We start from the raw sequence: 12,909 nt of genomic DNA, 5'->3' as shown, positions 1-12,909 counted from the left end.
GGGTGGGGGCGGCCCCCCCGGGGCGGGCTGGGGGGGGGTTCGCCCCCCCACCCACCACCCCCCCCCCCAGCCCCGCGGGGGGGGTGGGGGGGCCGCCCCCCCCCCCCCCCCCCCGACACCCGGGACCAGGGCGACCGCCCGCCCCAACTGCTCCCCGAACACCCCCGCGGCCGCGGCCCGCGCCCGCCCCCGCGGCAGCGCCACGCACACCGGCCGCGGCGGCAGCTCCCCCGGGGCCAGGGCCGCCAGCGCCACATCGGGACGCAGCGACGCCGCCGCCAGCGCCGGCAGCACCGTCACCCCCAGCCCCGCCGCCACGAACCCCTGCTTGGCCGCCCACTCACGCACCACATGGGCGATCCGCGGACGAAAACCCCGCTCCACGGCCGGACCGAGCAGGGTCTCCCCCGCCCGCTCCCGCCCCGCGATCCACGCCTCCCCCGCCAACTCCTCCAGCCGCACCCCCGCACGCCCGGCCAGCCGGTGCCCCGCCGGCAACGCCACCAGCAACGGCTCCTCCAACAGCGGGAGCAGCTCCACCCGCACCGGACCGGCCGGGGCGACCACCACCGCCGCGTCCAGCGCCCCCTCCTCCACCCGCCCCACCAGATCCGCGGTCAACGCCTCCACATGCGTCACCTCCACCCCCGGGTGCAGGCGCCGCAACCCCGCCAGCGCCCGCGGCACCAGGGTCACCCCCGCACTGGAGAAGGAGCCCACCCGCAACCGCCCCCCGTCCAGGCGGCGCAGCGCCGCCAGCTCCGCCCGCGCCGCCGCCAGGTGCCCCACCGCGGCACGGGCGTGCGGCACCAGGGCCCGCCCGGCCCCGGTGAGCGCCACACCCCGCGGCAGGCGGTCGAACAGCACCGCCCCCAGCTCCTGCTCCAGGGCCTGCACCTGACGGGACACCGCCGACTGGGTGTACCCCAGCACCCGGGCCGCCGCCGTGAACGACCCCGTCTCGGCCACCGTCAGGAAGACCTCGTACAACCCATGACGTTCCAGCATGCCTCCCATGCTGGACATTCGCTTGTGGCATGTCCAGTCGCGGGCCTACCGTCGAGGCCATGCAAGAGATCACCTTCATCGGCCTGGGACACATGGGCCTGCCCATGGCCCGCCGACTGCTGGCCGCCGGACACCCGCTCACCGTCTGGAACCGCACCGCCGCCAAGGCCGACCCCCTGGTACGGGAAGGCGCCACCGCCGCCCCCTCGGCCGCCGCCGCGGCCGCCGCCTCCCCGGTCCTCATCACCATGCTCGCCGACCCCGACGCCCTGGACGCCGTCGCCGCACAGATCCTCCCCCACCTGGCCCCCGGCACCCTGTGGATGGAGATGTCCTCGGTCGGACCGCGCGCCATCGCCGACCTGGCCGCCCGCCTGCCCGCAGGGACCACCCTCGTGGACGCCCCCGTCCTGGGCAGCGTCGGCCCGGCCGCCGCCGGAGAACTCACCATCCTCGCCGGCGGCGACACCACCCCCGCGGCGAAGATCCTCGACGTCCTGGGCCGCACCGTGCCCTGCGGCCCCCTCGGCTCGGGCGCCGCCCTCAAACTCGTCCTCATCGACGCCCTCATCGGCGGCGTCGCCGTCATCTCCGAGGCGATGCGCCTGGCCGCCGCCCTGGGCGTCCCCGAACAGGCTGTCCGGGACGGACTGCTCGCCGGCCCCATGGCCGGCGCCGCCGCACGGGCCTTCGCCCAGGACGCCCTCTACCCCGTCCGGCTGGCCGCCAAGGACATCGCCCTGGCCACCACCACCGCCGACCTGCCCGTCCTCACCCGGGTGCACGCACTCCTGACCGCACACCCCGGCCTCGCCGACCGGGACCTGTCCGCCGTCCTCACCGGCTGACCACCCCTCAGGGGGCGGTGGGCGGCGCGGTGCTCTCCCGCGCCACCACCTCCCCCGGCACGGTCACCACCCGGAACTCCCCCTCATGGTCGGCGTCCAGGGCCAGCTCCGCGGCCTTCTCCCCCATCTCCTCCAACGGCAGCCGCACCGTGGTCAGCGCCGGCGTCAGATCACGCAGGGTCGGGATGTCGTCGAACCCCGCCACCGACAGGTCCTCGGGCACCTTCATCCCCAGATCCCGCAGAGCCGCCATCGCCCCCGTCGCCATCACGTCGTTCACCGCGAACAGACACGTCGCGTCCGTACCCAGCGTCATCAGCCGCCGCGTGGACTCATACCCCCCGTCCCGCGTGAACGCCCCGTGCATCACGTTGTTGTGGTCCAGCGCGATCCCCGCCGCCGACAACGCCCCGTGGAACCCGTCCAACCGCTCCCGCGCCGTACGCAGATCACTGGGCCCGGCCAGGATCGCGAACCGGCGGTGCCCCAACCCCACCAGGTGCCGGGCCAGGGCCGCGGCCCCCGACGCGTTGTCGGGACTGACCGTGTCCGCCGGCAGCCCCGGCTGGGACACGCACGCCACCCGCCCGCCCTGACGCCGGAACGCCTCGATCTCCCGGGCCAGCCGGGCGTTGCTCTCCTCATCGGTGGAACGCGACCCCACCAGGATCACCGCCTTGGCCCGGTGCGAACGCAGCGCCGCCAGCACCCGCCCCTCCTTCTGCACCGACCGGCCCGTGGTGCCCAGCACCAGCACCAGCCCCTGCTCCTCGGTGCACCGCGTCACCCCCGCCGCGATCGACGAGAAATAGGGGTCGGAGATGTCGTGCACCAGCAACCCCACCAGGGAACTGCTGTTGCGCGCCAACGTCTGGGCCGAGGCGTTGGCCAGGTACCCCAACTGCTGCGCACTGGCCGTGACACGGTCCCGCAGCCGCTGGCTGACCTGCCGGGTACTGCCGTTGATGACCCTGGAGGCGGTCGCCAGGGAGACCCCGGCGTGCTCGGCCACCTGCTCCAGCGTTACGTAACCCGAGTCCACGCCCCTGGCCCTTCTCGTCCCACGTCCTGGAAAACTCTTTCCCAGCGTAGCCGAGCGGGCGGCGCCCCGACGCTGCACCGCCTCACCCCGCCCGGTCGACGCGCAACCGGTCACGCCAGGTCGCACGGGGCTCCCACCCCAGGTCCCGGCGGGCCTTGTCACTGGAGAACACCGCACGCCCGTCCGCCAGCGCACCGGCCACCGGCGCCGACCCCGGGTGCAGACGCGCCATCAACCCGTCCACCGGCCCCTCCGCCAGCGGATCGGCCGCCACCGCGTTGTACACCCCGCCGTGCTCGACCCGCTCCGGGGCCTCCACCACACGCGCGAACAACTCCGCCGCATCGGCCGCGTCCACATAGTTGAACAGCGACACCCCCGCCAGCTCCGGATCCGCCACCCGCTCGGCCATCGTGTGCCCCAACTGGGTGGGCGCCCCCTCCCACTCCTGCGGCGCCACCACGTACCCCGGCCGCACCGCGCACAGCACACAGTCCCCCGAGGTCCGCGCCAGCGCCCGCACCGCCTCCTCCACGATGAGCTTGCTCAGCCCGTAGGCGTGCCAGGGCGCCACCGGGTGCTCCTCGTCCAACGGCAGGTACCGGGGCCGCCACCCCGGGGTGTTGTAGCCGTACACCGTCGGACTGGAGGCGGCCACCGCCACCCGGGCACCGTGCTCCACCGCCGCACCCAGCACCGCCCAGGCCAGACCCGTGTTGACCTGGAGCGTCTCCACGTCCGGACGCGCGAACGGCACCGCGATCCCGGCCAGGTGCACCACCGCCTCAGGACGCACCTCGGCGAACACCCCCGACCGCGCATCCGCGTCCAACAGGTCCGCCACCAGCCCCCGCACCCCCGGGGGCCCCTCGGCCGGCGCCACGTCCACCGAGGCCACCTCGTGGCCCCGGGCGGCCAGACCGGCCACGACACTGCGGCCCAGCCGCCCCGAACCTCCGGTGACGAGCACACGCATGCGGGTCTTCCCTCTCTCGTTCTTCGATTCCGCGTACATCCCGACGCACGGCTCAGGGCAGGGCGGCGACGGCCGCCGCCAGGGCGTCCAGATCCCCGGGGTGCCCGTCCACGACGGCCGTGCGCAGACACCTGGTCAGCTCCCGCCCCGCCGGGAGCGGCAACCGCTCCTCCCAGGCCAGCGCCGGACCCACCCCCGGATACTCCCGCGCACGCACGAACCAGGGATCGGTGTGCCCGCCCGGCTGGTGGAACAGCAGCGTCCACGGCCCGCCCGCGTCCCCCTCCAGGGCCAGCCACCGCGCACGCGACCCGTGCAGCCCCTCCTCGCCCCGCACACCGTCCGGCCCCAGGACCCGGGGCGCCGAAGGGCCGATCGGGGCCCGCCAGAACAGCCCCCCGTACCCCGCGCCGGGACGGCCGTTGGTGGCCGGGCTGCCGATCGACAGGTCACGGCCGCCGGTGTTGCGCAGCGTGCACTCCAGGTCCAGCACCCACGCCGACCCGTCCAGGCCGCGGGCCCGCCACCGGCGCTCCTCGCGCAGCAGCTCACCCCGCCCCGGACCGGTCCAGGACACCTCCTCCACCCACACGCCCCCCGGCCGGGCCACCGGGCCCCGCGAGCTCTGGCGCCCGTGGTTGTCCAACATCACCGACCCCCGGTCCGGGGTGAAGGTGCGCCCGCCCCAGAACGACGTACCCGACACGTCCGGCACCGCCACCCCCACACCCAGGTGGTGGCGGTGGTCCTCGGGCACCACCTCGGTCACCACCACCCCGGCCCGGGTGCGCACCGGGTGCAGGTACGGGCGCGGCGACAGCCGCGGCTCCACATCCGCCCCGCCGTTCCACACCGCCACCGCCGCACCGGCCCCGCCGGGCGCCATCCTCGTCATGAGACCGCCTCCGAATCCATCCGCGCCCAGGGAACATCCAGCTCGCGGAACAGGGACAGGGACTCCGCGGCACGCGACACCAGGTCGGTGACACCGTCCACGGTCCGGTGGACCACCCCGCCCTCCTCCCACACCCGCTGGTGCTCCGGGCCGATCGGCACCGGATCGGGCCCGGTCCGCACCGCCTCCAACACGTGCATGAACCCCCGCGTCGCCCCCGGCGGCACCAGCAGCGGCGTCCCGTGCCGCAGGTGGTCCACCAGGTCCGCCACCAGGTGGCGGCGCGGATGGGTCGCCGTCACCGGCGCCCGGCCCGGCCGGTGCACGCTCACCCGGTCCAGCGTGTACTCCAGCTCGATCCGCCCCCGCTCCCCGTGCACCAGCAGCCGCGGCGGGACCTCCGTCGGCGCGCACAGGCTCGTCGCCAGCACCACCGGCACCCCGCCGGCCGTGCGCAAACGCAGCGCCGAGGTGTCATCGCTCTCGATGGGATGCGCCCGGTACAGGTCCAGCTCGATGTCCGAGGGCGCGTGGGCGCCCTCGCCCACCAGCGCCAGCGCGGTGGCCGTCGCGTGCGCGAACGGGTTGGTGATCGCCCCGTCCACCACCTCGCGCCCGTCCAGGCGCCGCCGCCCCGCCCACGGCGCACGCCCGTAGTAGGCCGAGGTGCGCACCCACGCGGCCCAGCCGCCGATACCGCGCACCCGCCCCACCGCCCCCTCGGCGATCAGGGCCCGCACCGCGTCCACCGCCGCCGACCCCAGGCTCTGGAACCCCACCTGGCAGGCCAGCCCGGAGGCGTCGACCGCCTCCACCAACCGGTCCAGCTCGGCCAGGGTCGCCGTGGTGGGCTTCTCCAACAGCACGTGCGAGCCGTGCTCCAAAGCGGTCAGGGCCAACGGAAGGTGCGTGTGGATGGGGGTCACCAGCACGGTGACGCGCGCACCGGTCCGCTCCAGGGCGGTGGCCAGGTCGTCGAAGAAGGGCACCGCACCGTGCCCCTCCAGGTCGTCGCCCGCCGCCGGCGCGACCCGGTCGCACACCCCCGCCAGCCGCACCGTCCCGGCCTTGACCAGCGGCAGCAGCGAACGCAGGTGGGAGCGGCCGTGGCCGTGCAGGCCCACCAGCAGCAGCGGCACCGGGCCCGCGGCGCTCACGCGTCCTTCCCCGCGACCAGGTCGGCGACGCGCACCGGCGCCCCCGAGGCCATGGAGGCGTTGGCGGCCAGCCCCGTCAGCAGCGCGTTGCCGCCGTCGGCGTGGTCGGGGCGGATGCCGTCGTCCAGCCGGCCCAGCAGCGCGTCGAGCATCGCGGTGTCGCCGCCGCCGTGGCCGCCGGTCCCCACCTCCACCGGGACCTCCTCGGGCCCGCTCCAGTGGCGGCGCAGCACCAGCCGCGAGACCGTGTCCTCCTTGGGGGCGGGCATGCCCCGCACCGGGTTGTCCTCGGTACGGCCCGCCACCGTGCGGTCGAACTCCACCATGTCCAGCTCCAGGCGGCCGCGGCTGCCGGTCACGGCCAGCCGGTACCCCTCCCAGGGGGCGTACGCGGTGAGGTGGTAGGTCAGGCGGGCCCCGGTGTCGTAGCGCACCAGGACCGACATGTCGTCCTCGATGGTGATGCCGGGACCGAACACGTTGAGGTCGCGGCGGTAGCCGTCCTCGTGCTCGGCCTCCAGGTACAGGGCGCTCAGGTCGGGGCTGTCGGCCAGGTGCAGGGCGAAGGGGTCGGCGTCGGCGGCCGCCGAGCCGTGGCCGCGCTCGTAGTCGGCGGCCAGCCCGTGCCGGCGCCCGTTCTCCTCCCCGTAGAAGAACAGCCGCCCGGAGGCGAACACCTCCTCCGGACGCGCGGAGATCCACCAGTTCACCAGGTCGAAGTGGTGGCTGGCCTTGTGCACCAGCAGGCCCCCGGAGTTGGCCTTGTCGCGGTGCCAGCGGCGGAAGTAGTCGGCGCCGTGGCGCAGGTCCAGCATCCACTCGAAGTGGACCGAGCCGACCTCGCCGATCGCGCCCTGGGCGATGAGCTCGCGGACACGGCGGTGCACGGGGTTGTAGCGGTAGTTGAAGCCGACCGTGACCCGGCCGCCGGTGCGCTCGCGCGCCTCCTCGATGCGGCGCAGCCCCTCCAGGTCGGTGGTCATGGGCTTCTCGGTGATGACGTCGGCGCCGTGCTCCAGGGCGGCGACGATGTAGTCGGCGTGGGTGTGGTCGACGGTGCACACGATCACCTCGTCCACGGCCTGCTCGGCGAGCATGCGGGAGAAGGCGTCCGCGGCGTAGGCGGGCACGGGGTCCAGGCCCGCCTCGGCGACGATCCGGTTGTGCACGGCCATGCGGGTGGCGTTGGTGTCGCACAGGGCGACGAGGGCTCCGTGGCGGCGGTGGGTGGAGGCCAGGGCCCGGGTGTACATCCGGGCCCGGGAACCCGTGCCGACGATCGCGTACCTGCGTTGCGTGGTGTGGTTCACACCAGGATGGTAAACGCTTTCCCATTGGAACCACAATGCCCGGGAGCGATCCCATGACCGAAACGGGTGGGGCGCACGGGGCGAACAAGGGGATGAAACGGGCACAAGGGGGCAGGAAGTTCCGGCCGAAACCCCAGCCCGGCGGGCGAACCGGAAGGTAACGATCCGGGCGGCGCTTGCCCCGCAAGGGGAAACCGGGCGTTGACACCCTTGTAACCCGGTGCTAGAAACTGAGCATCCTAATAGCTGGATAGCGCTTACCAACCCATAACCTGCGCTTTTCCGCAGTGTTCTCGGACACAGGGGCCATCGGCCCCGGTCCGCGCCCCTCCCCGATCAGATTGGCGGTCCGTGACCATGCACCCTGGTACGCGCGTCTCCACCTCACGGTCGGAGACCGCCCCCACAGGAGGCGGATCCCTGTGAGCGCGCTCCTCCAGCGCGGCACCCGCCCGGCGGCGGCACCTCCGGCCCCCGCCGGCAGCGGCCGACGCGCCCCCAAAGGCGGCACCGGCCGCCGCAAGCGCGAGAACCTCGCCGCCTACGGCTTCCTCGCCCCCTGGTTCGTGGGCCTGGCCCTCATCACCGCCGGCCCCCTGCTGGCCTCGCTCTACTTCTCCTTCACCGACTACAACCTCATCGGCGACTACGAGTTCGTGGGCTGGGCCAACTACGAGCGGATGCTCGAGGACGCCCGCCTGCACAGCGCCCTGCGGGTCACCTTCGTCTACGTGTTCGTGTCGGTGCCCCTGCAGCTCGCACTCGCCCTCGCCCTGGCGATGGTCCTGGACCGCGGCGTACGCGGCCTGGCCCTGTACCGGTCGGTGTACTACCTGCCCTCCCTGCTGGGCGGCAGCGTCGCCGTCGCCATCCTGTGGCGCCAGGTGTTCGGAGCCGAGGGCCTGGTCAACCAGGTACTGGCGTTCTTCGGCATCCAGGGCGAGGGCTGGGTCTCCCACCCCGACCACGCCCTGAGCACCCTCATCGTGCTGAACGTGTGGACGTTCGGCGCACCCATGGTCATCTTCCTGGCCGGGCTGCGCCAGATCCCCGCCATGTACTACGAGGCCGCCGCGGTGGACGGGGCCGGCAGACTGCACCGCTTCTGGCACATCACGGTCCCCATGCTCACCCCCATCATCTTCTTCAACCTGGTGCTGCAGATCATCAACGCCTTCCAGACCTTCACCCAGGCGTTCATCGTCAGCGGCGGCACCGGCGGCCCCTCCGACTCCACCCTCTTCTACACGCTCTACCTCTACCAACGGGGGTTCGGCGCGTTCGACATGGGCTACGCCTCGGCGATGGCCTGGCTCCTGCTGATGATCATCGGGGGATTCACCGCGGTGAACTTCCTCGCCTCCAAGTTCTGGGTCTTCTATGGCGACTGACACACGGCTCCCCGCCCGCCCCCGCGGCACCCGCGACCGCAACGACCGCATCCGGCGCCTGCTCACCCACATCGGCCTGATCGGCTTCGGCCTGATCATGCTCTACCCGCTGCTGTGGATGCTGTCGAGCTCCTTCAAACCCACCGCCGAGATCTTCCGGGAACCGGGCCTGATCCCCTGGAACTTCACCCCGGAGAACTACAGCGAGGGCTGGAACGCCCTGCAGTACCCCTTCCACCACTACCTGCTGAACTCAGCGATCGTGGTGGGCGGCTCCATCGTCGGCAACCTCATCGGCTGCTCCATGGCCGCCTACGCCTTCGCCCGCCTGGAGTTCCGCGGCAAGCGGCTCTTCTTCGCGATCATGCTGGCCACGATCATGCTGCCGATCCACGTCGTGATCGTCCCCCAGTACATCCTGTTCGCGGAACTGGACTGGATCAACACCTTCTACCCCGTCATCGTCCCCAAGCTGCTGGCCACCGACGGATTCTTCATCTTCCTCATGGTCCAGTTCATCCGCGGCCTGCCCCGCGACCTGGACGAGGCCGCCCGCATCGACGGCTGCGGACACGTGCGCATCTTCCTGCGCATCATCCTGCCCCTGTCGATGCCCGCCCTGGCCACCACTGCCATCTTCACCTTCATCTGGACCTGGAACGACTTCTTCAGCCAGCTGATCTTCCTCACCCGGCCCGACATGTACACGGTCCCGGTGGCGCTGCGCACCTTCGTCGACTCCAGCTCCCAGACCTCCTGGGGTCCCCTGTTCGCCATGTCCGTGGTGGCCCTGGGACCCGTGTTCGGATTCTTCCTCGCCGGCCAGCGCTACCTCGTCAAGGGCATCGCGACCACCGGCATCAAGTAGATATCGAGAGGACCCACCCCCTATGTCCCCCGTGAACAAGCGCCGCGCCCGCCGGCCACTGGCCCTGGCCGCCACCATGACAGCACTGGCCCTGGCCGCCACCGCCTGCGGAGGCGGCGGCTCCGAATCCGAGGACGGCGTCGTCGAACTGCGCTACTCCTGGTGGGGCGCCGACGACCGCCACTCCACCCTCCAGCAGGTCATCGACATCTTCGAGGCCCAGAACCCCGACATCCGGATCGTCGCGGACTACACCGACTGGGGCTCCTACTGGGACAAGCTCGCCACCGCCACCGCCGCCAACGACGCCCCCGACATCATGATGCAGGAGGAGCGCTACCTGCGCGAATACGGCGACCGCGGCGCCCTGGCCGACCTGTCGCAGATGGAGGGCCTGGACCTGTCCAAGATCGACCCGCTGGTCGCCGAGAGCGGCGACCTGGACGGCGCCACCTACGGCATCGCCAGCGGCGTCAACGCCTACACCATCCTGGCCGACCCCGAGGCGTTCGAGGCCGCCGGCGTGGAGATGCCCGACGACACCTCCTGGACCTGGGAGGACTACATCGAACTGTCCGCCGAGATCACCGAGGCCTCCGGCGGCGACATCGTCGGCACCCAGAGCATGGGCTACAACGAGCAGGGCTTCCAGATCTTCGCCCGCCAGCGCGGCGAACGCCTCTACAACGAGGACGGCACCCTGGGCTTCTCCGAGCAGACCCTCGTCGAATGGTTCGAGCTCAACCAGGAACTCCTGGAGACCGGCGGCCAGCCCGAGGCGGCCCAGAGCGTGGAGATCGAGGCCGGCGGCCCCGACCAGTCCGTGCTCTCCACCGGCACCGGCGCCATGGCCCACTTCTGGACCAACCAGCTGGGCGGCATCACCGAGTCCTCCGGCAACGAGATCGAACTCCTGCGCTACCCCGGCGAGTCCACCGGCGAGCGCACCGGCATGTTCTTCAAGCCCGCCATGTTCTACTCCATCTCCGCCGGCTCCGAGCACCCCGAGGAGGCCGCCCGCTTCGTCGACTTCATGCTCAACAGCACCGACGCCGCCGAACTGATCCTGGCCGACCTGGGCCTGCCCGCCAACGTCGACGTCCGCGGCAGCATCCTCAGCTCCCTGCCCCCCGCCGACGAACGCAGCGCCGTGTTCATGTCCGAGATCGAGGACGGCATCGTCGACGGCAACCCGCCGCCGCCCATCGGCGCCGGCCAGGTCGTGGAGATCACCAAGCGCGTCACCGACTCCCTCGCCTTCGGCGAACTCACCCCCGAGGAGGCCGCCCAGCAGTGGATCTCCGAGGTGGAGGCCGCCATCGGCGCCCAGTGACCCCCTGACCCCCCACCGCGGGGCCGCCCCCCCGGCCGGGTGGGGCCCCCCCCCCCGTACCCCCCCCGGCCCCCCCCCCCCCCCCAAAAGCACGCCCTTCGCCCCCCCGCCTCCGGCGCCCTCCGCGGCATCATCCTCTGGTCCCGGCCCCCCGGCGCCGAACGCCCCGCCGAGCCCCCCCCCGGGGGCCCCCCCGGGGGGGGGGGCGCCCCCCCGCCGCCGTACCCGCCCCGGCCCCTCACGCCCCCAGATAACGCAGCACCGCCCGCACCCGGCGGCTGTGCCCCGTCCCGTGGTCCAGGTCCAACTTGTCGAAGATCGCGTTGACGTGCTTTTCCACCGCACTCAACGACACGTGCAACCGCTCCGCGATCGCCGGATTGTTCCACCCCTGCGCCATCTGCTCCAGCACATCGCGCTCACGCGGCGTCAACCGGGCCAGCGGATCGGGCCGCGCGTGCGCCAACAGCCGCCGCACCACCTCCGGGTCGAACGCCGCCCCGCCCGCCGCCACCCGGTCCAGCGCCGCCAGGAACTCCCCCACATCCGCCACCCGGTCCTTGAGCAGATACCCCACCCCGCCCGGCGACCCCGTCAACAGCTCGGTCGCATAACGCCGCTCCACGTACTGCGACAGCACCAGCACCGCCACACCCGGATGCCCCGCACGGATCTCCAGCGCCGCCCGCAACCCCTCATCGGTGTGCGTGGGCGGCATCCGCACATCCACCACCGCCGCATCCGGCGCGTGCCGCACCACCTCGGCCACCAGCGCCCCGGCATCCCCGACCGCCGCCACCACCTCGTGCCCCTCCTCCTCCAAAAGGCGCACCAGACCCTCCCGCAACAGGACCGAGTCATCGGCGATCACCAGACGCATGAACCCTCCACCCTCCTCGAAACGCCCCTCACCCCGGCAGCACCGCGCACACCGTCGTCGGCCCGCCCACCGGACTGTCCACCGACAGTGTGCCGTCCAAAGCAGCCACCCGCCGCGCCAGCCCCGTCAACCCGCCCCCCGCCGGATCCGCCCCGCCCCGGCCGTCGTCCCACACCCGCAGCTCCCAACCACCGCTCCCACCCGTCAGATGCACCGCCACCTGACCGGCCCCCGCGTGCTTGACCGCGTTCGTGATGGCCTCCCGGGCCACGAAGTACAACGCCGTCGCCGGCACCCCCACCGGCACCGGATCGGCCGCCACCCGCACCGCCACCGGCAGCGGACACCGGTCGGCCACCTCCGTCAACGCCGCCTCCAACCCCAACGTGTCCAACGCGTTGGGGTACACCCGCCAGGCCACGTCCCGCAACTCCTCCAACAGCACCAGCGCCTCGGCGTGGGCGTCGCGCACCAGCCCCGCCGCCCGCTCCGCGTCCCCACCGCGCCGCGCCCGCCCCAACAGCATCGACAACGCCACCACCCGCTGCTGTACCCCGTCGTGCAGGTCCCGCTCGATACGGCGCCGCTCCTCGTCCACCGCCCGCACCACCTCCGACCGCGTACGGGTCAGCTCATCGATGCGCCGCACCATCAGATCCCGGGTGCTGGGCCCCACCAGGCGCCGCGCCAACAGCGCCTCCACCGCACCCACCGCCTCGGTGCCCGCCCACAAGAGCCCGGCGGTGCCCAGGCCGAAGATCGCCCCCAACGACAACGAGGACACGTGCATCCGCACCCCCGTCATCCGGATGTCCACCGCGGAGGCGCCCCCGGTCAACGCGTCCCACACCAGACCGACCCCGAACAGCACCGCCAACCCGCCCAGCACGAACAGCAGCAGCGACGCCACCAACGCCACCGGCAACCGCGCCAACAGGTACAGCACCCGCGCACGCACCCCCGGATCGGGGTGCACCACCCGCCCGTACCAGCGCCCCAACCGCCCCAGGTCCCACTCGGCAACCCGCACCGCCCACCCCGCCACCGCGGGCCGCAACGGCGGCCACAGCGCCGCCGGCGCCGCCACCACCCACAGCACCGTCACGGCCGCCGTCACCTGCCCCGCCCACGCCCCCGCCAGGGACCGGGCGAACCGCCCCGCCACCGCCGCGACCGGCTCCCACCAACGACCCGCCACCGC

Annotated in this window: 12 protein-coding genes; 4 read left to right on the top strand and 8 right to left on the bottom strand. The window is 73.1% G+C overall.

Annotated features, from left to right (window positions below):
- Window positions 1–1,008, bottom strand: a 1,008-nt coding sequence (locus ACFVNO_RS30400) for a LysR family transcriptional regulator (protein WP_378897819.1), incomplete at its 3' end; no start/stop codon positions are given.
- 59 nt (window positions 1,009–1,067) lie between these two features.
- Here ACFVNO_RS30400 and ACFVNO_RS30395 point away from each other — a divergent pair.
- Window positions 1,068–1,856 carry an NAD(P)-dependent oxidoreductase gene (locus ACFVNO_RS30395; RefSeq protein ID WP_378897816.1) on the top strand — a complete coding sequence of 263 codons (789 nt, stop codon included), beginning with the start codon at window positions 1,068–1,070 and terminating at the stop codon, window positions 1,854–1,856.
- Window positions 1,857–1,863: 7 nt separating this feature from the next.
- Here the strand turns inward: ACFVNO_RS30395 and ACFVNO_RS30390 are convergent, their stop codons facing one another.
- The 5 genes from ACFVNO_RS30390 to ACFVNO_RS30370 form a co-directional block, all read right to left on the bottom strand.
- Complete coding sequence (locus ACFVNO_RS30390) at window positions 1,864–2,898, bottom strand: LacI family DNA-binding transcriptional regulator (RefSeq protein ID WP_220561278.1); 1,035 nt, start codon at window positions 2,896–2,898, stop codon at window positions 1,864–1,866.
- An 82-nt stretch (window positions 2,899–2,980) separates the two neighbouring features.
- Window positions 2,981–3,874, bottom strand: a complete 894-nt coding sequence (locus tag ACFVNO_RS30385; protein ID WP_355264566.1) for an NAD(P)-dependent oxidoreductase — start codon at window positions 3,872–3,874, stop codon at window positions 2,981–2,983.
- Between the two features lie 52 nt (window positions 3,875–3,926).
- On the bottom strand, window positions 3,927–4,769 hold the full coding sequence (locus tag ACFVNO_RS30380) for a PmoA family protein (protein ID WP_378897811.1): 843 nt from the start codon (window positions 4,767–4,769) through the stop codon (window positions 3,927–3,929).
- The gene (locus ACFVNO_RS30375; RefSeq protein ID WP_378897808.1) at window positions 4,766–5,926 is read right to left on the bottom strand and encodes a Gfo/Idh/MocA family protein; all 1,161 of its coding nucleotides are present in this window, start codon (window positions 5,924–5,926) and stop codon (window positions 4,766–4,768) included. Before ACFVNO_RS30375 ends, ACFVNO_RS30380 begins: the two co-directional genes overlap by 4 nt.
- On the bottom strand, window positions 5,923–7,236 hold the full coding sequence (locus ACFVNO_RS30370) for a Gfo/Idh/MocA family oxidoreductase (protein ID WP_355264560.1): 1,314 nt from the start codon (window positions 7,234–7,236) through the stop codon (window positions 5,923–5,925). The genes ACFVNO_RS30375 and ACFVNO_RS30370 overlap by 4 nt, the downstream gene beginning before the upstream one ends.
- Window positions 7,237–7,658: 422 nt before the next feature.
- Here ACFVNO_RS30370 and ACFVNO_RS30365 point away from each other — a divergent pair, with 422 nt between their 5' ends.
- From ACFVNO_RS30365 to ACFVNO_RS30355, 3 genes are read left to right on the top strand one after another with little or no spacing between them, the layout of a single operon-like run.
- Window positions 7,659–8,627 (top strand): sugar ABC transporter permease, encoded by a 969-nt coding sequence (locus ACFVNO_RS30365; RefSeq protein ID WP_355264557.1) that lies wholly within the window; start codon window positions 7,659–7,661, stop codon window positions 8,625–8,627.
- The gene (locus tag ACFVNO_RS30360) at window positions 8,617–9,495 is read left to right on the top strand and encodes a carbohydrate ABC transporter permease (RefSeq protein WP_220561282.1); all 879 of its coding nucleotides are present in this window, start codon (window positions 8,617–8,619) and stop codon (window positions 9,493–9,495) included. Before ACFVNO_RS30365 ends, ACFVNO_RS30360 begins: the two co-directional genes overlap by 11 nt.
- A gap of 22 nt (window positions 9,496–9,517) precedes the next feature.
- A complete protein-coding gene (locus ACFVNO_RS30355) occupies window positions 9,518–10,828 on the top strand; it encodes an extracellular solute-binding protein (protein WP_355264553.1) in 1,311 nt (436 codons plus the stop codon).
- Window positions 10,829–11,066: 238 nt separating this feature from the next.
- Here the strand turns inward: ACFVNO_RS30355 and ACFVNO_RS30350 are convergent, their stop codons facing one another.
- Window positions 11,067–11,708, bottom strand: coding sequence for a response regulator (locus ACFVNO_RS30350; protein WP_378897801.1), 642 nt, complete (start codon window positions 11,706–11,708; stop codon window positions 11,067–11,069).
- A 28-nt stretch (window positions 11,709–11,736) separates the two neighbouring features.
- A complete protein-coding gene (locus ACFVNO_RS30345) occupies window positions 11,737–12,906 on the bottom strand; it encodes a sensor histidine kinase (protein WP_378897798.1) in 1,170 nt (389 codons plus the stop codon).
- Window positions 12,907–12,909: the final 3 nt, after the last annotated feature.

Origin of the sequence: Nocardiopsis sp. NPDC057823 (assembly GCF_042797335.1) — a bacterium.
In the GTDB taxonomy this organism is placed as follows: Bacteria; Actinomycetota; Actinomycetes; order Streptosporangiales; family Streptosporangiaceae; genus Nocardiopsis; species Nocardiopsis changdeensis.
Note: the sequence above shows the minus strand (reverse complement) of the source record. Positions and strands in the feature narration are given on the sequence as shown.

Excerpts from the sequence above, each read along its gene's own strand:
- ACFVNO_RS30395 (WP_378897816.1), top strand. The coding sequence starts at position 1,068 with ATGCAAGAGATCACCTTCATCGGCCTGGGACACATGGGCCTGCCCATG.
- ACFVNO_RS30385 (WP_355264566.1), bottom strand. The coding sequence starts at position 3,874 with ATGCGTGTGCTCGTCACCGGAGGTTCGGGGCGGCTGGGCCGCAGTGTC.
- ACFVNO_RS30380 (WP_378897811.1), bottom strand. The coding sequence starts at position 4,769 with ATGACGAGGATGGCGCCCGGCGGGGCCGGTGCGGCGGTGGCGGTGTGG.
- ACFVNO_RS30360 (WP_220561282.1), top strand. The coding sequence starts at position 8,617 with ATGGCGACTGACACACGGCTCCCCGCCCGCCCCCGCGGCACCCGCGAC.
- ACFVNO_RS30355 (WP_355264553.1), top strand. The coding sequence starts at position 9,518 with ATGTCCCCCGTGAACAAGCGCCGCGCCCGCCGGCCACTGGCCCTGGCC.
- ACFVNO_RS30350 (WP_378897801.1), bottom strand. The coding sequence starts at position 11,708 with ATGCGTCTGGTGATCGCCGATGACTCGGTCCTGTTGCGGGAGGGTCTG.